This window comes from Magnetospirillum sp. XM-1, assembly GCF_001511835.1.
In the GTDB taxonomy this organism is placed as follows: Bacteria; Pseudomonadota; Alphaproteobacteria; order Rhodospirillales; family Magnetospirillaceae; genus Phaeospirillum.
In genome coordinates this window covers 850,992-874,269 of sequence record NZ_LN997848.1, presented here as the reverse complement: position 1 = coordinate 874,269, position 23,278 = coordinate 850,992, and the positions used below count along the sequence as shown (strand labels likewise).

At 63.0% G+C, this 23,278-nt stretch carries 22 protein-coding genes; 1 reads left to right on the top strand and 21 read right to left on the bottom strand.

Annotated elements, in window-relative coordinates; all coding sequences use genetic code 11:
• Positions 1-8 precede the first annotated feature (8 nt).
• The 21 genes from XM1_RS04220 to XM1_RS04120 all read right to left on the bottom strand — a co-directional run bounded on the left by XM1_RS04220 (position 9) and on the right by XM1_RS04120 (position 20,748).
• The gene (locus XM1_RS04220) at positions 9-1,565 is read right to left on the bottom strand and encodes a PfkB family carbohydrate kinase (RefSeq protein WP_068430228.1); all 1,557 of its coding nucleotides are present in this window, start codon (positions 1,563-1,565) and stop codon (positions 9-11) included.
• A 19-nt stretch (positions 1,566-1,584) separates the two neighbouring features.
• Complete coding sequence (locus XM1_RS04215) at positions 1,585-2,619, bottom strand: SDR family oxidoreductase (RefSeq protein WP_068430225.1); 1,035 nt, start codon at positions 2,617-2,619, stop codon at positions 1,585-1,587.
• Between the two features lie 3 nt (positions 2,620-2,622).
• A complete protein-coding gene (locus XM1_RS04210; protein ID WP_068430222.1) occupies positions 2,623-4,419 on the bottom strand; it encodes an ABC transporter ATP-binding protein in 1,797 nt (598 codons plus the stop codon).
• Positions 4,416-5,306 (bottom strand): glucose-1-phosphate thymidylyltransferase RfbA, encoded by an 891-nt coding sequence (gene rfbA / locus XM1_RS04205; protein WP_068430220.1) that lies wholly within the window; start codon positions 5,304-5,306, stop codon positions 4,416-4,418. The genes XM1_RS04210 and rfbA overlap by 4 nt, the downstream gene beginning before the upstream one ends.
• Positions 5,303-6,421 (bottom strand): dTDP-glucose 4,6-dehydratase, encoded by a 1,119-nt coding sequence (gene rfbB, locus XM1_RS04200; protein ID WP_068430217.1) that lies wholly within the window; start codon positions 6,419-6,421, stop codon positions 5,303-5,305. Before rfbB ends, rfbA begins: the two co-directional genes overlap by 4 nt.
• A gap of 7 nt (positions 6,422-6,428) precedes the next feature.
• Positions 6,429-7,466, bottom strand: coding sequence for a glycosyltransferase family 2 protein (locus XM1_RS04195; protein ID WP_068430214.1), 1,038 nt, complete (start codon positions 7,464-7,466; stop codon positions 6,429-6,431).
• A complete protein-coding gene (locus XM1_RS04190) occupies positions 7,463-8,407 on the bottom strand; it encodes an SDR family oxidoreductase (RefSeq protein ID WP_068430211.1) in 945 nt (314 codons plus the stop codon). The genes XM1_RS04195 and XM1_RS04190 overlap by 4 nt, the downstream gene beginning before the upstream one ends.
• Positions 8,408-8,412: 5 nt before the next feature.
• Complete coding sequence (locus XM1_RS04185) at positions 8,413-8,847, bottom strand: FdtA/QdtA family cupin domain-containing protein (protein ID WP_068430209.1); 435 nt, start codon at positions 8,845-8,847, stop codon at positions 8,413-8,415.
• The gene (locus XM1_RS04180) at positions 8,844-9,809 is read right to left on the bottom strand and encodes an NAD(P)-dependent oxidoreductase (protein WP_068430206.1); all 966 of its coding nucleotides are present in this window, start codon (positions 9,807-9,809) and stop codon (positions 8,844-8,846) included. The genes XM1_RS04185 and XM1_RS04180 overlap by 4 nt, the downstream gene beginning before the upstream one ends.
• Positions 9,806-10,564 (bottom strand): methyltransferase, TIGR04325 family, encoded by a 759-nt coding sequence (locus XM1_RS04175; RefSeq protein ID WP_068430204.1) that lies wholly within the window; start codon positions 10,562-10,564, stop codon positions 9,806-9,808. The genes XM1_RS04180 and XM1_RS04175 overlap by 4 nt, the downstream gene beginning before the upstream one ends.
• The gene (locus tag XM1_RS04170; RefSeq protein ID WP_068430201.1) at positions 10,557-11,654 is read right to left on the bottom strand and encodes a DegT/DnrJ/EryC1/StrS aminotransferase family protein; all 1,098 of its coding nucleotides are present in this window, start codon (positions 11,652-11,654) and stop codon (positions 10,557-10,559) included. The genes XM1_RS04175 and XM1_RS04170 overlap by 8 nt, the downstream gene beginning before the upstream one ends.
• Positions 11,651-12,874, bottom strand: coding sequence for a class I SAM-dependent methyltransferase (locus XM1_RS04165; RefSeq protein WP_156428638.1), 1,224 nt, complete (start codon positions 12,872-12,874; stop codon positions 11,651-11,653). Before XM1_RS04165 ends, XM1_RS04170 begins: the two co-directional genes overlap by 4 nt.
• Positions 12,871-13,464, bottom strand: a complete 594-nt coding sequence (rfbC, locus tag XM1_RS04160; protein ID WP_068430198.1) for a dTDP-4-dehydrorhamnose 3,5-epimerase — start codon at positions 13,462-13,464, stop codon at positions 12,871-12,873. Before rfbC ends, XM1_RS04165 begins: the two co-directional genes overlap by 4 nt.
• Positions 13,465-13,566: 102 nt before the next feature.
• Complete coding sequence (locus XM1_RS04155; protein ID WP_068430195.1) at positions 13,567-14,070, bottom strand: transcription termination/antitermination protein NusG; 504 nt, start codon at positions 14,068-14,070, stop codon at positions 13,567-13,569.
• Complete coding sequence (locus XM1_RS04150; RefSeq protein ID WP_068430193.1) at positions 14,070-14,687, bottom strand: winged helix-turn-helix transcriptional regulator; 618 nt, start codon at positions 14,685-14,687, stop codon at positions 14,070-14,072. The genes XM1_RS04155 and XM1_RS04150 overlap by 1 nt, the downstream gene beginning before the upstream one ends.
• 292 nt (positions 14,688-14,979) lie before the next feature.
• Complete coding sequence (locus XM1_RS04145) at positions 14,980-15,504, bottom strand: adenylyl-sulfate kinase (protein WP_068430191.1); 525 nt, start codon at positions 15,502-15,504, stop codon at positions 14,980-14,982.
• Between the two features lie 52 nt (positions 15,505-15,556).
• A complete protein-coding gene (gene aepX / locus XM1_RS04140) occupies positions 15,557-16,477 on the bottom strand; it encodes a phosphoenolpyruvate mutase (RefSeq protein WP_231920685.1) in 921 nt (306 codons plus the stop codon).
• 497 nt (positions 16,478-16,974) lie between these two features.
• The gene (locus tag XM1_RS04135) at positions 16,975-18,090 is read right to left on the bottom strand and encodes a methyltransferase domain-containing protein (RefSeq protein ID WP_068430189.1); all 1,116 of its coding nucleotides are present in this window, start codon (positions 18,088-18,090) and stop codon (positions 16,975-16,977) included.
• A gap of 222 nt (positions 18,091-18,312) precedes the next feature.
• Positions 18,313-18,558 carry a DegT/DnrJ/EryC1/StrS family aminotransferase gene (locus tag XM1_RS04130; protein ID WP_068430187.1) on the bottom strand — a complete coding sequence of 82 codons (246 nt, stop codon included), beginning with the start codon at positions 18,556-18,558 and terminating at the stop codon, positions 18,313-18,315.
• A 9-nt stretch (positions 18,559-18,567) separates the two neighbouring features.
• Entirely contained in the window at positions 18,568-20,067 is a 1,500-nt protein-coding gene (locus XM1_RS04125) for a radical SAM protein (protein WP_068430182.1), read from the bottom strand.
• Between the two features lie 15 nt (positions 20,068-20,082).
• Positions 20,083-20,748 carry a class I SAM-dependent methyltransferase gene (locus tag XM1_RS04120; RefSeq protein ID WP_068430177.1) on the bottom strand — a complete coding sequence of 222 codons (666 nt, stop codon included), beginning with the start codon at positions 20,746-20,748 and terminating at the stop codon, positions 20,083-20,085.
• A gap of 353 nt (positions 20,749-21,101) precedes the next feature.
• Between XM1_RS04120 and XM1_RS04115 the strand changes: the two genes are divergently transcribed.
• Positions 21,102-23,153: a molybdopterin oxidoreductase family protein gene (locus XM1_RS04115; protein ID WP_068430174.1), complete on the top strand. Its 2,052-nt coding sequence runs from the start codon at positions 21,102-21,104 to the stop codon at positions 23,151-23,153.
• The last annotated feature ends 125 nt before the right edge of the window (positions 23,154-23,278 follow it).

Here is a 23,278-nt window from a genome sequence, read left to right as displayed (position 1 = left end):
CTCGAAGATCACTTCAACAGGGCGGTGACGAACTTCACCAGCGGCACTTTTTCCACCGATTTGCGATGGCCGACGATGCCCACCTTCATGGCCCCGGCGGCGTTGCCGATAAAGCCCACATGCTCCATGGAACCACCCGCCGCCACCAGCGGACTGGTCACCGCCAGAAACGCGTCGCCGGCGCCCACCGTGTCCACCACCTGCTTGGTGAAGGCGGGGATGCGGTGCATCTCGGTGGCGCAGTCATAGGTATAGCAACCGTGCCCGCCGTGAGTGACGATCATGCGGGGGCATTCGATCCGCTTGGGCAACATGGTGCCCACCACGTCGCGAATATCGGAGAACTTGTCACCGACCGCCAGCCGGGCCTCCGGGGCGTCGATACAAACATAATCGGCCTTCGGATACTTCGTGATCATATTGAAGCCGAAATTGCCGCTGTTGGTCTGCGCATTGACGGCCAGAAAGCGGGAATGCTTGACCAATGCGTCGATGGTGGACGGTCCGACGAGGCCATGGCCGAAATCGGTGACGATGACCACATCGAATTCCGGGGCGCGGTCGGCAATGAGCCTGTTCAGCTGCATGGCCTCCATATTCGCCAGCGGCACGTCGTCCATGAAGTAAACTTCGAACAACTTGCGCACGTAATTGGATTCGACGAAGCGGGTCTTGCGCGTGGTCGGACGCCCGACCATGGCGACCGAGGTCAAGCGGACGTTTTCGCGCAGACTGGACTTGATGAACGCCTCCTCGTCGGAGGCCTCGCCCAGGCCGGTGATGACCTCCACCTCGCGGCAGAAGCTCGCCACATGGTTGGCGGCGGCGATCACACCACCCGCATACTCTTCTCGCCCCTGAAACAGGGTCGCGATGATATTTTCCTTCTGCGCCTTACCCTGCGGCGTCACGAACTGGTACTCGTCCATGATGGTGTCGCCCACCAGCAGGACCTTCATGTCCTTAACCTTCTCGATCAGGTCGAGAATGTCCTCAAGGGCATTCCGCTCACGAAGCGAGTTAAGGCAGTCGCGCAGGGGGGGGTCGTAGACGTCGAGATAGCGGTTGATCAGCGAGGACGAACTGAAGGTGATGTCCTTGGTGAAAACGATCCGGCCGCCGTGGCGCTCGACCGCTTCGCGCTCCGAGTTGATCTTGCCGGTGATATCTTCCTCGGGATTCTCGTAGTCACTGCCCTTGACGTAGATGTCAGGCTTGATGGCCTCCAGAACCGCCTCAGCGCTGGAGGCATGATTGACTCCGACGCCATCGACACAGCCCAGTGCGGCCAGCATCTCCGCACGCATATTCTCCGAGAAGATGGGGCGGCCCGGACCCTTATTGACGAATCGGTCCGCGGTCAGGGTGACGAACAGCATATCGCCTTCGCGCCGCGCCGCCTCCACATGGCGGACATGTCCCAGATGGACCAGATCGAAGACACCGTGGCAAAGGACCACGGTCTTACCCGCGGCACGCGCCTCGACCGCACGCGCCGCCAGGGACTCGACGGACTGGACCTTGTCACGGGCCGAAAGCGGCAGGGAAGAAGTGTCGTTGCTCATGTGCGATAATCTCTAACTGTCAGCCGTTGGCGTCTTTGCCCAGATACTTGAACCAATCGCGGGTGGCTTCACCGATGGTCTCGGGCGTCCACACCGGGGCATCCCGCCAGCCGTCGATATGCTGCAACAGGATTCTGACCCCTTCCTCCAGGGGAACCTTAGGCTTCCAGCCCAGTGTCCGCTTGATCTTGGCGATGTCGGCCCAGGTGCAATCGGGCTCACCCGGCCGCTTGGGGATATGCAGCTTGTCGCCGCCGAGAATCTCGATGATACGATTGACACTGTAGGTTCCATCGGAGCCCACATTAAAGATCTCGCCGCCGACATCCGAGTTTGCCGCGGTAACGAAGGCGTCCGCCACGTCGGCCACGAACGTGAAGTCCCTGGTCTGGCTGCCGTCGCCCACCACGGTATAGGCCTTGCCTGCCAGCCTCTGGGCCAGGAAGACCCCGAACATGGCACCATAGGTTCCCGCGGTGCGATGACGCGGGCCGTAGACGTTGAACAGCCGCAGCGACACCGCCGGCAGGTCGTAGGTTTTAGCCCAATGCATCACGTACTGCTCGCCCACCCACTTGGTCAAGGCATAAGGGTACATGGGCGAGGGCGGCGCCGTTTCCGGGGTGGGGTAGGTCTCGGGAATGCCGTAGCACGACGACGAGGCGGCATAGACGAAACGCTTGACCCCGGCGGCGCGGGCCGCCTCCAGCACCGCGATGGTGCCATCCACGTTGGCTCGATGGTAAAGCATGGGATTTTGGATCGACGGCACGATATCGGCCATGGCGGCCAGGTGGAAGACGCGGTCCGCCCCGACGAACAGCGGCCTGATAAGGTCGGCATCCGCCACGTCGGCACGGTGGATCACGAGCCTGTCCGGCGCCGATGCCAGGGCATCAGCCAGATTTTCCTCTCGCCCATTGGCGAAATTATCGATGACCGAGACCCGGTGCCCATCTGCCAGCAGACGATCGATGAGATGGCTGCCGATGAAACCGGCACCACCGGTGACGATACAGTGAAGTGAGGGAGAGGCGTTCGTCACGTTGAGCATTTCCTATGGGGTCGAGGTGGTCAGCGCCAAGGCCGCGACCAGTTTCTGAAAATCGGCGTTCCTGGCATGAAGCTCGTCGAAAGTTCCGCTGTCTGCGATACGGCCACGATTGATCATCAGCAGGCGGTCGCAGTGGCGGACCGTACTGAGCCGGTGGGCGATGATGATGACAGTTTTGCTCCGATGCAAGGCTTCAACAGCGGCGCTGATTTCGCGCTCGGTGATGGGATCGAGCGCGGACGTCGCCTCGTCAAGCACCAGCAGATCGGGATCATGGTACAGGGCTCGGGCAATGCCGATCCGCTGGCGCTGACCACCGGACAGGCGGATTCCGTCCTCGGCCAGTCTGGTGTCCAGTCCTTCCGGCAGTTCCTCGATGAACTCATCCAATCGGGCCTGGGCCAGTGCGCGGCGCACGGCTTGCTCGTCAATTTCGTCGTCGGCCATGCCGAAGGCGACATTGCGGCGTACCGTATCGTCGGTGATGAAGATGCTTTGCGGTACATAGCCCACCGCCCCGTGCCAGCCACCTCCGGTTTTGATCTCCCTACCGTCCAGCAAGATCTTACCGTCCGACGGTATCAGCAATCCCAAGATGATATCGACAAGAGTGCTTTTCCCAGCGCCGGACGGCCCCACCAGACCGATGGTGTCTCCCTTTTCGATCCGCAGGTCCACATCGGTGACGGCAGCCTCGGCGGCATCGGGGTATCGGAAACTGACTTTCTTCAGTTCCAGCGCCGAACGAAGCTCTGGGCGAGCGGCGGGATAACCGGAAACCACCTGGGTCGGACTGTCGAGCATGTCATGGATCAAGGCTTCAAGAGGAGCGCTGCTGACCTTGAACTCGGTGAGGGCCAGGGTCATGCGGTTGACCGAGGGCATCAGCCGGAATGCCGCCGCGGCGAACACTCCCAGCTTGGGCAGAAGGTCCACCGATCCGCCCTCACGCCATGCCATGATCAAGATCAGGACGATCATCCCGATCATCATGGACACTTCCACCGAAAGACGCGGAACCTGCGAAACCGCCTGGATCGAGCGCTGCAGCCGGACAACCTGCTCGCTTTGGCGGGCAAAGCGGTTGACGAAGAAAGCCTCGCGCCCGAGAACCCGACTGTCCTTGACGCCGTTCAGCGCCTCTTGCGCCGCCAGTTCCACAGCCATGCTGCTCCGCATCCGTTCTGCGCTCCATCCGTGCAACAGCCGGCCAGCAACGGCATAGAAAATCCCCGTCATCCCGATCAGCAGCGCGGCGGCGGTAAGCGTGGCCAAAGGCTCGATGACCAGCAAGGCCCCTCCGATGATACACACTACCAAGGTCTCGGTGCTCAGGCTCAGCACGGCGATCAAGGCGTTGAACAGGTCCTGCGGCAGTACGCGAACATTGCGGATCATCTCCGCCGAATTACGCTCCAAATGCATGGAATAGGGCGACGCCATATAGTGGGCCAGCAATCGGGTGCTGTAACGCGCCACATTGCCAAAGCTGATGGTATATTGAACAAGGTAGAAGCACATCAGGTAGGCGTTCTTCACCACAAACAGGACAATCAGCCCCAATCCCGCTGCCAGCATGACATCCCGATGCTCCAGCGGCCCCAGCCACTCGGTCAGGGTCGCCATCCAGCTAAATCCGTATATCCAGTTGGGATCGGTGATGATCTTGATAAACGGAAAGACAAGCCCGACGCCCATGGCTTCGAATAAGGCGCCGATCAGGGTCATGACGGCCAGCAAGGCGAATTGCCGCCGCGCCTGAACGTCAAGCAGGGAAATGATGCGGGAAAGACCGTTCAAGGGGCACCCACATGATCAAGAAGGCCCTGAAGATAGCGCCCATACTGCGACGTGGCGACGGGCCGGATCAGGTCGGCCAGGGCGTCACGATCGATGAAGCCCATGCGATAGGCGACCTCTTCGGGACAGGCGACGCCGGTGCCCTGCAGGCTTTGGATGGTGTGGACGAACTGGCTGGCGGTGGCCAGCGCCTCGGGCGTGCCCACGTCGAGCCAGCTGATGCCGCGACCCAGCAACTCCACCGAAAGCCCGCCCCGCTCCAGGTAGACGCTGTTGAGATGGCTGATCTCCAGTTCGCCGCGGGCCGACGGCTTCAACGTGGCGGCCACCTGACAGACATCCGCGTCGTAGAAATAAAGCCCAGTTACCGCCCAGTTGGATTTGGGCGCCTTGGGCTTCTCCTCGATGGAGATGGCGGTTCCGGCGGCATCGAAAGTCACCACGCCGAAACGCTCGGGATCACGCACCGTATGGGCGAACACCGTCGCCCCGCGCCCCTCGGCCGCCTGCTGGACCAGCGGAGGCAGCCCGTGGCCGTAGAAGATATTGTCGCCCAGCATCAGGCCGACGCGCGCCCCATCGATGAAGTCCTCGCCGATGAGGAAAGCCTGGGGCAGACCGGCCGGCTTGGGCTGTTCGGCATAGCTGAGGCTGATGCCCCAGCGGCGACCATCGCCCAGCAGACGCTCGAAGCGCGGCAGGTCCTCCGGCGTGGAGATGATCAAGATGTCGCGAATGCCGCCCAGCATCAGGGTGGTGAGCGGATAATAGATCATCGGCTTGTCGAAAACCGGCAGCAGATGCTTGTTGGTCACCAGGGTCAGCGGATGCAGCCGGGTACCGGTGCCGCCGGCGAGAACAATGCCTTTGGTGGGAAGACGGGTCACGCGGAGGCCTTTCGTTCGAACAAGGTGCCATCGGTCTTGCGGGCCAGGGCGCGGGGCAGGCGGGCGGCGGCGTCTTCCACCACCTTGGCGCACCAATCCCCATTGGCCAGATACCATTCGACGGTCTTGGCCAGGCCGCTCTCGAAGGTTTCCCGCGGGCTCCATTCCAGTTCCGCGCGAATTCGGGCGATATTCATGGCATAGCGGCGATCATGACCCGGCCGGTCGGTGACATGGCGGATCAACTCGGCGTGGGAGCGGCCCCCGATACGGGGGCGGAGAGCGTCGAGACGGTCGCAAAGCGTCTGCACGACCTCCATGTTGGTGCGCTCCGATTCTCCGCCGACACAGTACACCTCGCCGGGACGGCCGCGCTCGACGATGGTCGCCAGCGCACGCGCGTGGTCCTCCACATGAAGCCAGTCGCGAACCTGGCAGCCGTCACCGTAGACAGGCAGCGGCTTGCCCTCGATCGCATTGAGGATCATCAGCGGAATGAGCTTTTCGGGAAACTGCCGCGGGCCGTAATTGTTGGAGCAGTTGGACACCAGCACGGGCAGGCCGTAGGTGTGGCTCCAGGCCCGCGCCAGATGATCCGACGCCGCCTTAGTGGCGGAATAGGGCGAACTGGGCTGATAGCGGGAATTCTCGTCAAACGATTCGCCGGGCTCAAGGCTGCCGAACACCTCGTCGGTGGACACATGCAGGAAGCGGAACGTCTCCCGCGCATCGCCGTCGAGCCGGACCCGATAGGCGGCCGCCACCTCCAACATGGTGAAGGTCCCAAGAACGTTGGTCCGCACGAACTCGCCGGCACTGGCGATGGACCGGTCCACGTGGGATTCCGCCGCCAGATGCATGATGACGGTGGGCTGGAACTGCTCGACCACCGCCTCGACCTGTGCCCGCTCGGCAATGTCGCCCTGCACGAAGGAATGGTTGGGGTGATCCAGCCAGCCGTCGAGATTGGCCAGATGGCCGGCATAGGTCAGCTTGTCGAAGGTGACAACCAAATGGCCTGTGCCCAGCAGTTGACCCACCAGGGCCGAGCCAATGAAACCGGCCCCACCCGTCACCAGAACACGCCAACCGCCCTTTGGGTTTTCCGTCTTCATAGGCGCCTTAAACTCCTCGTCCACGCAGACGGTCCAACATCGGCTTCAAGCCGGCGAACCTCACCAAATTTGCCGCGAACAAACGCTTTTCCGCCCACAACTTACCGGGCAGAGCCTTCCAGAAGCCGAGATAACGAGCGCTGTCTCTCATAGCGCGCCAAGCTGAGGCTGGGCGTAATTCAGCGAAGTTGCCCGCAAACACGTCGGCCGCAGTTCTCACGGCTTTCGTTTCGATGAACACCGTAACCTTTCGCGCTGCAGCAGCGCCGAAGGCATCGGCCCAACGCCGCTCTAGACCAAAGCCCTCCAGCAGGCTGCGGCTGTAGGCCAGAGAAACCCAGCCTCGCTTACGCAAGGCCTTGTTCAGTTGGCCCTCGTGATAGCCCCAATACATGAAGGCGCCGGAATCATAGCCGGTAACGCCAAAAGCAACGACGCCATACAGAAGATGCTGCTCAAAGCTCTCGTGGAACCCACCCGCCGCTTCCAGGACGTCACGCCGCATGACGAAGCAGAAGCCGGGGCTGCCGAATACCGGCTTGCCATCGATCACCGCCAAGGCCATCTCGTGTCCCGGCATGAAACGAGGGCGCTGGTTGAGGGCCGCCGCAGAGGTTTCGCTGCCGTCGGGACGCACGCCCACGGAAAGGCCGATGGCCGTGGTGCAGGCGGGATTTTCTCGGAACAGCGCCACCATCCGCTCGAAGAAATCGGGGGCCAGCCAGTCGTCATCGGCCTGATGGAAGATCAGGTCGCCTTTGGCCGCCGCCAGACCGGCGTTATAGCAATGGCGAATGGTCACATGGGGATCGTCCCAACTGAATTGATTCTCGGCGAAGCGAACCAGCTGGATGCGGGGATCGGCGGCCTCGAGTTCCGCCAGGACCGTCTTGGTCTCCGGGGTCGAGCCATTATCCACCAGGATGATGTCCAGATTATCATAGGTCTGGTTGCGCACCGCCTCTACCGCGCGGCGCAACATGGCCGGGCGGTAATAGGTGTCGATGACGATGCTGACCAGAGGCCGGTCGGGCAGGGGTTTCATGAAAGGGTGCGCCCCCCGGCCCCGGCAAGCCGGCGGACCGTGTCCTCAATTCCCCTTTCCACCGACCCCTTGAACTCGAAACCGGTGTCGCGGAACCGCCGGTTGGCCACCTCGTAGCTGAGCTGGTTCATGATGCGGGCGTCGACGAATCCCACCTCCAAGTCGGGCACATGCACCCGAATGGCGTCGACGATCTGGCGCACCGTGCAATTGGCGGTCAGCACGTTGTGGATTCGCCCGTCGAACAGACCCTTGCCGATGATGTGGGACACGGCCCGGATGCAGTCGGCGAGATCGAGATAGGGGCGCTTCTGATCATAGGCGGTGGACCAGACGGTCAGCTTCTGCCCCATGACCGCCTGCCAGCAGAACTTGTTGACCGCGGTATGAAAGCGCATGCCGGGCGAGGTGCCGAAGATGGTGCCGAAACGGCAGGTGATGAATTTGAGGCCGCTCTTGCCCATCTCGGCCAGCAGCGCCTCTTCCTTCAGCTTGCAGTCGGCATAGGGACTTTGCGGCGCCAACTCGTCAGGGCCGCAATCTTCGTCCACCACCTCGTTCTGGGTGCCATAAACACTGGTGGAGGAGGGGTGAACCAGGGGCACGCCCGCCTTCAGGCAGGCTTCGGCGATGGTCTTGGTGGCGTGGAAATTGTTGATTTCCAATTCGTCCTTGCGGTCGAAACTGCCCGCCGCATCGGTCATGGCCGCCAGTTGCACCACTGCGTCGGCGCCAGTGATCAGCGGCGCCAGGTCCATGGTGGTGACGTCGCCTTCGACAAAGCGGTACCGTCCCGAAGCCGGCAAGTCGAACAGCGAGGCATAGCGCTGGGTGGAGAGATTATCGATCATGACCACGTCAAGACCGGGAAAATGGCTGGAAAGGCCTCGAATGAGGCCCGAGCCGATATGGCCCAGCGCGCCGGCAACCACGATCTTCATGCGTCTCACGCCTCCTTGGGCAAGGCTGCGCGCCAAGCCAGAAACTGGTCGAATTCGCGAAGGTAATCGCCTTCGTCATAGGGCTGGTCGCAAAGAACCATCAGGATCGTCCCCGGTTCCTCGTAAACCTGCTCCGCCCAGAGACCAGGCGGAATATGCAGACAGTCGCCGAGCCGCTCCAGCGTAAAGATCCGCGGGGCCCCACCATCGGAAACCGACACCGATATCCGTCCACCGAGACAGATCAGCAATTGATGGCATTCCCTGTGGGCATGATGGCCACGCTTCACACCGGGCGCCACACCGGCCACCACAAAGGTCCGCCTGATGGGGAAGGGAACGTGGCGTCCGCCTTCCGCCACCATCAGGACGCCGGAATCATCGCTGATCACCTGGGTCCTGGAAACATGAAGGGTGGACGTCGAAATAGGTCCGCTCATTGCATCCTCGTCAGCGCCTGGATCGTCCGGTCGATGCCATCCACCAGCTCCGTGGCGGCGCCCCAGCCGGCGAGAGTCCGCAGGCGATCCGGCGATCCCACGAAATCTCGAAACTCGATGGCATGGGCCGAAGCCGGCCAGGGGACCGAGACCAGCGGTACCGGCTCGCGGCCCACGGCCAGCGACACCCGGCGGGCCGCCAAGCCAAAGGCCTCAGCCAGGCTGTAGCCTCGACCACTGGCGACCATCATGGGCTGGCCGGTCCAGCAGGCCGGGGAAAGGGCGGCGGCCATGAACGCCGCCACCACGTCGTCCAGGTGGACATAGTCGCGCAAGGGCGCTCCGTCGCCGTACAGAGTGATGGGCTCGCCGGCCAGGGCCTTGCGCACCATGCGGTCCAGAATGCCGCGATCAACCGCACCCTGGCCCGTCGGTCCCAGGCCATAAACATTGGCAAGGCGTAACGCGCAGCCCTTGACGAACCCCTCGCGCTGGTCCTGGGCCAGTTGCATCTCGGCCATCAGCTTATGGGCATCGTAGTGGGAAAGGGGATGAACGGAAGCGCCGTCGGAAACGGGAAGACGGTCCTGGATTCCAAAAACGGTGCAACTGCTGGCGGCCACCACCACGGGAACCCGGCCGGCCTTGCGAAAGGCCTGGGCCAGATGGGCCAGCGGCAGCACATTCGCCTCCAGGCTGGCCGGCGGATCGGCCAGGGCGGCATAGGTGCTGGTCTCGCCCGCCAGATGAAAGACGGTCTCCGCCTCGACCACGGATCCGCTCCAGGTCTCCGTCCGGCGGGGGTCGCCGATCACGTCCCGGGCGCCCCTCATGGGGGCCAGTTCCCGACGGCTCAGGCGGATGACCTGGGCTCCGGCCGAGACCAGCGCGGCGGCCAGAGCCGATCCGATATATCCGCCGGCGCCGGTAACGAGAACGGTCCTGTCCTGCCAGAGGGTCATAGCTTTTCGAACAACAGATGGCAGGCGTGCTGCAGACGGTACTCGGGCGGGAAATTGTCCATGGGCAGCGGGCCCTGCTTGCCCAGGAAGGTACCGACGAACGGCGCCTTGAAGATCAGCCGGAAGCCCTGGGATTCAACCTGGCCGATGACATCGCCCAGATTGAGAAACCAGTGGGGAATCTTGTCGCCGAAACAGTTCTGGGCCGTGGCGAAGGCGGGGAAATCGCCGGCCAGCAGATCGGAAAGCAGCACATGGCGTGGCCGGTACCCGCACAAACGGGTCAGCAAACCCCGCCAATCGCTGATATAGGGCAGGACGCTGCCGAGATGGAGCAGGTCGAACCTTTCCTGATCAGGTGGCAGGTCGGGCCGGAATATCGGAGCAGGGGCCTCGGGAAACAGATAGCGCCCGGCATCGCACAGACGGTCATTGTCGACGATGACGTAGTCAAGGCGCTCGGGAGACACCACGTCGCACAGCGCGGGAACGAAGCCGTTCCCCAGCCCGCCGCCGAAATCCAGGATTCGAAAACGCTCGCGGCCCGCCGCCGCCATGGCGATGACCACGGGCAGCACGTAATCGCGGCACTTGGCGCTTTCGGGGAGTTGGCCGGAGTTGCGGAGAGTGTCCAGCTCGGCAACGATCCTGGCCCGGTTGCGGTCCCGCCAGAAATCCGTATCGAAGCCGCCGCCGCTCTTTTCCACATCGTCGTAGTGGTCGTAGACGCCTTCCCAGATGAAGAATTCAGACACGGGCGGTCTTCCTGACCGCATCGATGACCGTATCCACCTGGGCATCGCTTAGTTCGGGATAGATGGGCAAGGTCATGATCTCGGACACCGCCCGCTCGGTCTCCAGCAGCCTGTCGGCGCCCGCCAGACGCGAAAGATAGGCCGGCTGCTGATGCGCGGCGAGGAGATAGTGGACGGCGGCCCCCACCTGCTCGTCTCGCAAAGCCGCTATCCGGGCGTCCCGGCCGGGTGTCCGCACCACGTAGAGATGAAAAACATGGTGGCAGTCAGGGCGCTGAGCCGGCCTCGCCAGCAGGCCTTCCAAGGCCGCTCCATACCGGTCGGCAATGGCCCGGCGGCGGTCGTTATCGGCGTCCAGATAAGGCAGTTTGGCCCGCAGGATGGCGGCCTGAATCTCGTCCAGGCGGGAATTGACGCCGGCCACATGGCTGACCCGGTCGCCGCGCCAGCCGTATTCGCGCAAGGATCGCAGGCTCTGAGCCAAGGCGTCCGAGCCGGTCACCACCGCGCCGCCGTCACCGACCGCACCCAGATTCTTGGTGGGGTAGAAGCTGAAGCAGCCCACATCGCCCAAGGTGCCCACCCGCCGGCCCTTGTAACGGCCCCCGGTGGCCTGGGCGCAATCCTCGACGACCTTGAGGCCGTGGCGCCGGGCGATGCCGAGAATGGCATCCATGTCGGCGGCCTGACCATAGAGATGCACGGCCACAACGGCCCTGGTCCGGGGCGTGACGGCCGCCTCCAGCGCCACGGGATCCATGGTGTAGTGGACCGGATCGATGTCGATCAGCAGGGGCTCGGCACCGGCCATCTCGATGGCGGCGATGGTGGCCACCGCCGTATGGGACGGCGCGGCCACCTGATCGCCGGGACCGATCCCCAAGGCGCGGAGGGCCAGAGCCAGGGCGTCGGTGCCGGAATTGACGCCCACAGCATGGGTCGTCCCCAGATATTCGGCGAATTCCCGCTCGAAGGCATCCACCTCCCGACCCAGCACGTACCAGCCGCTATCGAGAACACGGGCGATGGCCTGATCGATTTCGGCCCGATGCGCCTGGACCTGGGCACCGGGATTGGAGAACAGGATCACGCCACCACTCCGACGGAGGGGACATAGACGATCCACTGCCCCCCGGCCGCCTTGAAGGCGTCTTCCTTCTCCAGGATCTCCGCCTTGTGGTTCCAGGCGAACAGCAAGGCGTAGTCGGGATAGCGGGCGGTAAAGTCCCCGTAGGGCTTCACCGGGATGTGCATGCCGGGCGTCAGCTTGCCCTGCTTGATGGGCGTGGTGTCGGAGATGAACTCGATCAGGTCGGGACCGATCCCGGTATAATTGAGAACGGTGGTGCTCTTCGACGTGGCGCCGTAGCCGACCACCCGCTTGCCTTCGTCCTTGAGACGGGTCAGCAGGGCGACCAGTTCGCGCTTGGAGGTCTCGCAGTTGGCGCGGAACCGTTCGTAGGTGGCGGCCTTGTCCAAGCCTTGCGCCGCTTCCTTGGCCAGCAGGGCCTCGACCGCGGGGGCCACGGGGCGTGAGCCCACCGGGGCCAGGGTATAGCGCATGGAGCCGCCATGGGTGACCTGGGGCTCCACGTTGACCAGATCCAGGCCGTGGCGGGCGAAGGCGTTCTTGACCGAGATGGCCGAGAAGACGAAGACGTGTTCGTCGTAGATCTGGTCGTAGGACGTCTTTTCGATGACGTCACCCAGATAGGGATCTTCGAAGATCAGCACGCCGTCGGGCTTGAGCAGTGCCTCCACGCCCTTGGCCACGCCATGCAGGTCGGGAATATGGCACATGACATTGGCGGCCTGGATCACGTCGGCGGGGCCGTGCTCGGCCCGGATCTTCAAGGCGGTGTCGCGCCCGAAGAAGGCGCACAGGGTGTTGACTCCCTGGGCGCGCGCCGCCGCGGCCACGTTCTCGGACGGCTCGCAGCCCAGATGGCGGATGCCCTTGGCGGCAAAGTTCCTGAGCATGATGCCGTCATTGCTGCCGAGCTCGACCACGAAGGGGTCGGAGCGGCCCGCCAGGATCGTCGCCATCACCTGCTCGGCCATACGCTGGAAATGCAGCTGCATGTAGCGCGAGGTCCCCGAGAAGAAGGCGTAGTTCTCGTGGAACATCATCTCGGGGGCCGGCTGCTCGACGATCTGCAGCATGCCGCACTCGGGGCAGAAGGCGGGCGCCAGCTCGAAGAAGTGCTCCTGGGCGAACTGATCCGGGGTCAGGAAGCCGTTGGCGATGGGCATGCGGCCAAAGGTCATGAAGGCCTTGATAGGCGCATTGCAAATGCGGCATTGGGTCACTTAGCGTTGGTCCTTCCAGATAGGTCCCCGGTGCCGGCCGGACGGCCGTCGATGGCAGCAGCCCTGAACGCCGCCAGGGTCAGACCGGCTTCGTCCTTGGGCGACAAATTCGGCTCCAGATCCGGCCAAGCAATGGCCAGATCCGGGTCATTCCAGCGGATAGTCCATTGCCCGCCAGGATCGTAGACGTCGTCCAGGGCATAAATCATCTCGCTGTTGTCTTCCAGCGCCATGAAGCCGTGGGCGAGACCACGGCCGATCCACAGCATGCGACGGTTCCCGGCGGACAGCACCACGTGAATATGGCGGCCGAAGGTGGGAGATTGCGGGCGCACATCGGCCACCACGTCAAAGACGGAACCGCCCACCACCCGCACCAGCTTGCCCTGAGTCCGGGGGAGCTGGATGTGCAGGCCGCGCACCGTGCCCTTGCGCGAGATCGAGTGGCTGTGCTGCACGAAGGCGTTGGCCATGCCCACGGCGGCGCAGATCTCCGGGTTCAGGGCGTCGAAAAATGTGCCGCGTTCATCGTGGAACCGGCGAGGCTCGAGGATCAGCACGTCGGAAAGGGCGGTGGATTCGATATGCACGTGCGATCTCTGTTAAAGCCATATCCCAGGCAAGCTACCGCAGTCCGGGTGAAAACCTTCCACCGGGCTGATTCGACGGATTCGTCCGTGCCATACCGCCGGTCACGACCCGGCGCGCACGGCCTCCAGCGGCACCCGCACCCGGACCTGCCGGCCAAGCAGATCCAGCAGCAGGACCACCCTGTTCATGTCGTCGAGCCCCTGAAACAGCCCTAACTGCTCGGCCAGCGGCCCCTCGACAATCTCCAGGCGCTGACCCGAGGCGAAGGGTGCCGCTTCGCCCAGGCTAACCAGCCCGCTGTCGTCCTCGCGGCCGCGGATTTCATCGATAACCATCTGCCCCAGCGGCACCGGCATTCCGCCGCGACAGACCAGGGAATGCACTCCGACGGTCGAGCGGATGCTGAACCATGGCGTCAGTTCCGGGTCCATGCGTAGAAACAGATAGCGGGGAAACAGCGGCGCCTTCACCCACTCCACCTTGCGGGCATGGCTGCGGCGCTTGGAATATTGCGGCAGGTAGATGTCGAAATGCTGCCGCTGCAGATGGCTGGCGGCGGTTTTCTCAGCATTGGCGTGGGTATGCACCACGAACCACGATTCCATCACCGTCCCCCGTTTTCGGGCGTGGACAGCCCCAGAAGCGCCGGAGCCGCCAGACGCTGATGCCCCAGTTCCGCCGCATAGGAATCGTAGACCGCCTGGGCCCCCTGCAGCGCGGTGATGACAATTCCATCCACCCGATTGGCGGCGGCCAGGGACGGCAACACCGGCAAACCGGCCAGCAGCGGGTCGCCCTGGGCCACCGGGTCGATCACTCCGACCAGTTCGATATTGGTACCGGTGGCGCAAAGGGCCATGATCTCGGCCAGTTCGGACGCGCCGACCAGGGCGACGCGCCGCCAGCCCCGCTGGGCGGCGTCATCTAGGACCTGACGGCACTGGCTGCGGGCATTGCGGAAGAAGTCGAAGGACTGCGCCAGATAGTCGCCGGTCAGGCGGGCCTTCTCGGAAAAGCCCGCAGGCGTGAGATAATAGAGATAGCGGTTGGGCGGCGCCTGTGAAACCTTGATCAGGCCCTTCTTGACGCAACGCTTCAGGTAGCCGTTGGCCAGGCCAAGGGCGATTCCCAGATTGGTCGCGATCTCACGTTGGGTCGCCCGGCTGTCCCGATGGACTTCGCTGAGAAGGTCAAGAATGATCTGCTGTTCGTTGGGAGGCATGCCCCGACAGGCTCTTTCCGCACCAAGCTTGTTCACGGCGCGAACATTAGGTCATCGCTCGTCATTTTGTCAACCGGATCACCACCGTGAGAGGGACCGATCCCCCTTGGCAGAAAAGGGGGAAATTTTGCTCGCCGGCGGCTTGATTGAACGGTCCTGCATGCGGCAAGGGCTATCAGCGTCTGACCTGGGCCAATGAGCGGGAAGAGGGCGGCCGGGCGCGGGCCAATGCCGCGCCGAACCAGACGGAATGCGTTCGGCACAGGCGCAACCGCAAGCTGAACCGGCTGCTTCAGTTCCGGGGCGACAACAGCCTGGCCGCCAGCTCGGTCAGCAGTTGCCCAGGATCGAGAATATCGCTGTCGAGGATAAGCTCGGCATGCTCGGGGTCCTCGAAGGGAATGTCGACCCCGACCACGTTGCGCTTCTCGCCCCGGATGGCCGGCAGGTAAAGCTTCTTGCCGTCGCGGTTAATGCGCTCCTTGATGTCGCAGCGCAGGTAAACCTCGGCATAGCCGCCGAGTTCGGCCCGGCAGAACACCCGATCGGCCTCGAAGGGATGGATCAGCGCCACCACGGGAATCACCCCCTGGCGCTGAATCCAGCGGGTCAAAGACAATACCCGCATGGTCTGGCGAGAACGCGACACCCGGTCATAACCCAGCTTGGCGTCGAAAAGATCTCGAACCTCGTCGCCGTCCACCAGCATGGCGGCCCGGCCTTGGACCCGCAAATGCTCCACCACCAGCCGCGCCAGTGTCGTCTTGCCCGAACACGGCGGTCCGATGATCCACAGATTCAAATCGCTGGTACTCATGATCGGGTCACTATCATTGGTTTCGGGATAGAGGCCAAAAATTCCGTTTCCCTCAGCTTCGCGGCCCGGCGGCCGGTTCGTCGTCGGGTTCGCCCCCCGGCAGGTAACGGCGCTCGGCCTCGAACAACTCGTCGTAATTCATCAGATTGAACACATCCTTGACGGTCGGCAACTTCTCTTCGATGCCGACCAGGCTGCGGGTGGTGGCGATATGGCGGCAGGTCTCGCGCATGGCGACGATGGCCGCCCGCATATTGTGATTGGCCCAGATGACCAGCGACACGCCGGCCTTCTCGAACACCTCGGTCGGCGTTCTGTAATACATGGTGGGCACTACCACCAGAGGACGCTGGTGGTGCCAGCGATCGGCGAATTCAAGAATCTCCGCCGGATCGGCCTTCTTCGAGTGGATAAGAATGGCGTCGGCGCCAGCTTCGGCATAGGCATGGGCCCGGTCGAGGGCCTCGTTGACGCCCTTGCCGGCGATCAGGGCCTCGACACGGGCGATGACGCTGAAATTGGGATCGCTCTGGCTGTCCTTGCACGCCGCGATCTTGCCGCAGAACTCGGCGACGTCGGCCAGTTCCTGCTCTTCGCCGATGAAAGAATTGGTCTTGGGGAAGATTTTGTCTTCCAGGCACACCGCGGCCACATGCCGCTGGCACAGCTTGCGCACCAGCATGCGGGCATTATTGAAATTGCCGTAACCGGTATCACCGTCAACCACGATGGGGATCGATGTGGCATCGGCCATGTATTCGACGATATCGAGGACCTGGGTCCACGAGGCCTCGTTGCAGTCGCGCAGGCCCAGCGAGGTGGCGATGGACAGTCCCGAAGCCCAGATACCTTCAAAGCCGGCCTGTTCGACGATACGCGCCGACAGGCCGTTATGGGCTTCCATCAGGAACGACGCGGACGGCTGGGCCAGCATCTGCCGGAAGCGACCGGAACGGCTGACATTGCCTACCATGTGGGGATCCACAGGAACCATTGCGTAGACCTCTTTCAAGCTAGGCGAGGCGGCTGGGGAGGGCCGCGACCGGTGGGGCGGCGGGCAGACGCTCATATTTGGTGAAAATCTGGTGCGGCACGGGCATTGGAGGCTGTTCGGCACGGCTGTGAACCGGCCTGATTACGCCACCGCCACAGCGGTATCTCCGTCGAACACGGAAGGGGGAGCGCGTTCCCCCGCCGGAAACCAATCGGGTTCTCCGGACAAGGTCTGGATACTGCGCGGGTCGGGATTAGTCAAGACTCTCATGGCCCAGCTATGGCCTGACCGCGATGATCCATCCAGCCCGCCGCCGCGACAGAGCCAACCTCCGGCGATCCGCAGACCGGTGGCATGTCAGGCTGGTGGCCGGAGACCATCAGCCGCCGCGGATGGCCATCGAGGAAGTCTCGGCGAGGAGGCCCTGGAACAGTTCGCCACCGCTGCCATCGCCGAGGCGCGGCCGCCCGATGGTGTCAAACGACAAGGAATCTGCCCTTGTATTCGCTTGCGAGCCGTCGCCCGATGGCATCACCGGCCTTGCCGTACGGAAGGATGACCGTATCCGCCGCCGTCAGCTCCCGCGGGTGAATAATAGCACGCCCAAAGAACGTCTGCCCGGCCTTACCGGGATTCTCGTCGACGAAATAGGCGGCGTCGGCTCCTAGGATGTCGCCGGCCAGGGCGGCCTCGACTGTGGTCCCCAGCACGCCGTAACGGCCGCCTCCGGCCAGTTTGGCCAGCCCCTCGCCGGTGGCGACGATCTCATCGAGGGCCGCAAACACCGCGTCGCATACCGGACCGGAAGCCAGCGCCGACCCAGGTTCGGCGGCAGGCGTGGCGAAACCGAGGGCGTCGCGAGCGGCCCAGTCTCGCTCCAGCGGTTCATAGGCGAAGCCGATGTGATGGAGCACGGCCGCCATTCCCTGCGTGGTGAAGAAATGGTGTTGATTGCCTAATAGCAGCACCGCCGGCTTGCGCGCCACGTCGGGAACCTGGATGAGGACGAAACCGCCCGGCAGCAGCCGCTCGCGCAAGAAGGCGCCAAGGGCGCCCAGATCACGCACGTATTGCAGCGAATAGGACAGAACGATGGCGTCGAAGCGGCCGGGAATTGCATCGCGTGCTCCGCCAATCCACGCCACGCCCGCCGGATAGCTGGCCGGTGGGCGGTCGCCGACGTCGTAGCCGACCAGATCCATGTCACCGCGGCGTTCAGCCAGGCAGCCGAGAAGAGCACCGTCGTGGCAGCCGAAATCCAGCAGCCGGGAATGCGGCGCCATCCGCGCCATCAGCAGTTCGGCTTGCAGGACGTGCCGCGCCGTCGGTGCCGGCCGGTCCTTGACGTGAACGGTCTGCGGCACCTGGCGACGGTCGATGTAGTCGGCGCTCTTGAAGCTGCCGTCGATCCGCGCCGCCTCGGTTGCGCTGAGAAGGCGGTGGCTGGCGCCGCAGGCCTGGCAGACGCCCAATCGCCAATCGGCGTGGACAATCGAGACCGCAATCGACACGTCGATGATCGGCAGCGGCACGGCGCGCGCCACGACAGCGCCGGTGCCACACAGCAGGCATCGCACCTCGGTCGTACTCATGATCTGGAATCCTTGATTGTATCCATAATTTCCCGGCGGGCTCCTCCAGGAAACCCAATCACCCGCCGCGCTCGTGCGCGAATGCACTCGTGACGCCGCAGGTCCAAGGGCGGCGGGCCGAACATACAACGGTCGTCGGGCAATGCACTACATTCCCGCAGCCATAGAGTCTTCGAATTGCCCATCTGCATCTCCTGGCTGTTGGGGGCCTGGCAACCCAGATCAAGACTGTCGGTGTGCGGCGTGTAGATCCTCGCCGATGACGGCGAGCACCGGCACCAGGGCGTCGGTGCCGGACTTGATGCTGACCGCCAGGGTGCGGCCGATGCATTCGGCCAACAGGGATTCGAAGCGGGCCGCCCCGGGCCCGAGCGCCAAGCGGCCGTGACGCAGAACCGCGTCCACCGCCGCCGGCAACTCGTGGTGCCCGTGATCGTCAGTCACCCGCAGATCAATCCTGACGATCACGGGGCCACCTTAGGCGCGGATGCGGTTCCGGCCGGTTTCATCCTCGTTATGATGCAGGCCCAGCTTGCGGCGGGTCTGGCGGCGATGCTCCTCCAGCCCGGCCGGCGACAGCATGTACATCTCGGCCACCTTGGCACACTTCTCCGGCGTCTTGAAGTTGATGCGGTCCCACTCATAGGCACGCAGGACCTTGAGTTCCGTCGGGGTGAACTCGTCGGTGGCGATGAAGCCCTCTCCATAGCCGAAGAAGCGCTCGTCCGTGAATGAGAAGTCCGGCGGCAGCAGGCCCTGGTCATTGGCCATGTGATAGAGATCGGTGCCGGGCTGCGGCGTGGCGATATGGAAATGACAAAGATCGATATCCATTTCCTCGGCGAAGCGGAAGGTCTGGCGGATCTCCTCCCAGGTCTCACCCGGCATGCCGAGGACAAAGTTGGCACCGATATCCATGCCGGCGTCGCGACACATCTTGACCACTTTGGGAACGATATCGAGCTTGAAGGGCTTGCGGATCAGTTCCTTCAGCACCCGCGGCGATCCCGACTCGATCGAAATGATGATCTTCGAACAGCCAGTCTCGCGCATCAGCGCCAGCAGCGGCGGATCGAGGTGCCAAGCCGAGACGTTGGCGTGGTGCCAAGTCAGCTTCGGGTTATTTTTTCGCCGCTCGCCGATGCCGCGAATGATGATTTCCACCCTTTCACGGTCATAGAGGAACAAATCATCGATGAAGATCAGGTGATTGATGTCGTAGCGGGCGATCAGATAGTCGATGTCCTCAAGAATCCGGTGAGGGTCGTAATAGGCGATGCCGCGTCCCTGGGTAATCTTGTTCGCGCAGAATGAACAGTTATGGGGGCAACCGCGCGACGACATCAGCATGAACGTCTTACCCGGCCCGTTGGCCATGAAGTCGATATGCTCCTGATCCAGATAGGGGGTCAGATCGAAGGCGCTGTAATCGGGATGGGTAAGATCGAGTCCATACTTCTTCTTGATCTGGACCACGTTGCAGGGCGGCGGGACGACGCGGACCGTACCCTCGTCGCGATAGGCGATGCCCTCGGTCTTGCGGATGCCTTCCTCGTCACCCGCCAGGGCCAGCTTCATGAAGTCGTCCAGGCGGTGTTCGGCATGGCCCAGGAAGCAATAGGTGATGTTGGGATCCTGCATCACCCGCTTGGGCATTAGCGAAGCATAGGGGCCGCCGACCACCGTCAGCACTCCGGGCTTGGCCTCGCGCGCCAGGGCGAAGGTGGTATGGGTCTGGCGGCTGTATTCCAATGAAACCGCCGAGACCAGGACCGCGTCGGGAGAGATGGCGCGGATGCGGTCGCGCACCTGATCCATTTCGAGATCTTCGCCGTTGGCGTCGAGAATCTCGAAGTCAAAATCATGTTTCAGAATGGCCGTAAGGACGAAGGCGGCGTTATTGGCGATCCGCCACGGCCGGCGCTCATGCCAGCGGCTGTTGGGCAGTACCAGGAGGACCTTATCCTTCTTCGACATCTGACATCATCTCCGTCATTCGAAATAGATGAAACCGTGATCACCATCATAACCGGCCAGATCGTAGAACCACCGCCATTCCTCGGGCGTGTAGAAGCTGTGGCAGGTCAGCTGCCAGTAAAGTAAATTGGCCTTTTCGCGTTCATTTCGCCAGCTTTCCACACACAGCCACTTGGGACCACGGGCCACCCGCACCATTTCCTTCAATGCTGCCATCAACTGGAAGTTGATCAGGTTGTGGAACGTATTAATGGACAATACGAAGTCGAAGTGGCGGTCCGGCCAGGGCAGGCGGCAGCTACAATCACCCTGCACTAGGAAGGGGCGGACCTCTTCCTTGGCGTGTTCGATGGCATAGACCGAAATGTCGAGGCCCACCACTTCGATGCCGGGTACCACCTGAGTCAGTTCATGGAGCAGGAAGGCCTTGCCACAGCCGATGTCCAACACCCGCATTCCCGCCTTCAGCCCGTAATGGGCGACCATCGCCTCGGCCACTGGGCGCCAACGACCGTCGTAACGCATGCCGCCATAGCCGAAGCGGCGGTCACCATCCCAGTAATCGTAGCCCCATTGCTTGGCGACAGCGGCGCACTCAGCCTTGTCGTATTCGACCACACGCTGCACGTAGTCTCGGGTCGTGGCCTTATGCAAAGGCGCCAGAAAATCGATTTCGGTCATGTTGGGGTGACGACCCGATCGCATGGGAGCGGGCGGAGCGGAATCCACGCCCGGCGAGGCGCTCCCTGTAGCATAAACATTTTCATTGGTCAAGATTTACACAGGCCGCGCCCTTGCCACGGATCGGTTTGTCCATGTGGCCCAGAGGGGCAGCCCCCCTGACTGCCTTTCCAGCAGCGCTCCGGCTTGGGTGCCCGGAACACGTCCGGCCAAGATAAGACCTATGATCCAATCGGAACTTCGACTTCGGCACCCTGGGCATTCCCGACACTTGATCGTCGTCAAGGCCCCTGCGCTCTTGCCTGCCCAGGCTCTCAGCGCTTGCCCAGTTGCACCAAGGCATGGTCGGCCCCATGACTGAATTCCTCCCTTCCGTCTGCCCCCACGATTGCCCCAGCACCTGCGCACTGGACGTGGAACGCCTGGACCCCCGCACAATCGGCCGTGTTCGGGGCTCGGCCCGCAACACCTATACCGATGGAGTGATCTGCGCCAAGGTGGCACGTTATGCCCAGCGGGTGCATCATCCTGACCGCCTGACCACGCCATTGCGTCGGATCGGAGCCAAGGGCGAAGGACGGTTCGAACCCATAAGCTGGGATGATGCCCTACACTCGGTTGCCGATGCCTTCTCTTCGGCCGCCGCTCAATTTGGAGAGGAATCCGTCTGGCCCTACTACTATGCCGGCACCATGGGGCTGGTTCAGCGCGACGGCATCAACCGCCTACGCCATGTGCTTGGCTATTCCGGCGAGAAAACCACCATATGCAACTACCTTGCGGATATGGGGTGGCTGGCCGGCGCCGGGGTGAAGCACGGCCTCGACCCCCGCGAAATGGCCGAAGCCGATCTAGTGATCCTGTGGGGCAGCAATGCCGTCCATACCCAGATCAACGCCATATCCTGGGCTAACCGGGCCCGCAGAGCCAGGCAAGCGCCCCTGGTGGTGGTGGATTGTTACCGCACGCCTACCGCAGAGGCTGCCGATATTCACCTGATGCCCCGCCCGGGAACCGATGGCGCCCTGGCAACGGCGGTGATGCACGTCCTGCTGCGCGATGGCCACGCCGATCGGGACTACATGGCCACCCACACCGATTTCTCTCGGGAGCTCGAGGCACATCTGGCATCCCGCTCTCCCCATTGGGCGGAAGCCATTACCGGAATCCCCGCCTGCGAGATCGAATCCTTCGCCCGGCTTTATGGAACCACACCGCGCAGTTTCCTGCGTCTGGGCTACGGCTTCACCCGCAGCCGGAATGGAGCGGCAGCCATGCATGCCGCGTCCTGCCTGCCCGCCATGACCGGGGCCTGGCGCCATCTTGGCGGCGGCGCGCTTTATTCCAATGCCGCCATTTATCACCTGGATACAACCGTGATCGAGGGAACCGACTGCCGGAAGGCCTCGGTGCGGATGTTGGACCAGACCCGCATCGGCCCCATTCTCACCGGTGACCGCGGCGACCTGGGCGATGGTCCACCGGTAGCCGCCATGCTGGTACAGAACACTAACCCGGCGGTGGTTGCTCCCGACAGTAATCTGGTCCGGCGCGGCTTGGCACGCGACGACCTGTTTTTGTGCGTGCACGAACAGTTCATGACCGAGACGGCGCGTTTCGCCGACATCGTTCTGCCCGCAACCACCTTCCTGGAGCACGACGACCTTTATCGCGGCGGAGGCCATACCTATCTAGGGGTCGCACGAGCCTTAATCGAGCCCCATGGCCAATCCCGCTCCAACCATGAGGTAATTTGTGCCTTGGCAGAGCTTTTGGAAGCCGACCATCCCGGCTTTCACATGACGGCTTGGGAACTGGTGGACACCACATTACGGCGTTCGGGCTGGCCCGGGGCAGATGAGGTTCTGGCAGCGGGTGGTCATGATTGTGCCCTGGATTTCCCCACTGCTCATTTCGCCACCGGATTCGGGCACAAGGATGGTCGCTTCCACTTCAGCCCCGATTGGGCAGCCTTGGGGGCCGATCATACCAAATTGCCCACCTTTCCTGACCATTGTACGGTGATCGAGGCCGCCGATGCGGACCATCCTTTTCGGCTGGTAACCCCACCTGCCCGCAGTTTTCTGAATACCACTTTCACCGAAACACCCGCCGGCCGCGCCGCCGAGGGCCGCCCCACCGCCCTCGTCCACCCCAAGGATTGCCAACAGTTGGGCCTGGAGGAAGGAATGCTGGTACGCCTTGGCAATGCCAGGGGCGAGGTGCTGGCGACGCTACGACCGTTTGACGGCCTGCGGCCCGGAGTGGTGGTCGTGGAAGGGCTCTGGCCCAATGCCGACTTCTCCGGAGGTCTGGGTATCAACCATCTGACCAGCGCCGATCCTGGCATGCCTGGGGGCGGCGGGGTTTTCCACGATACCGCCATCTGGTTGCAGCCCGCTTGACCGTCGTCACAGTAAGACGGCGTCCGATCTCTTAAGTTCCGCCGCGGAACAGACACCCCTTGTCCCAAAGGCGGCGCTTTTCCCAAGGAGTTTCCTGCCCCCTTGCCAACGGCCGCTGGCCCTTG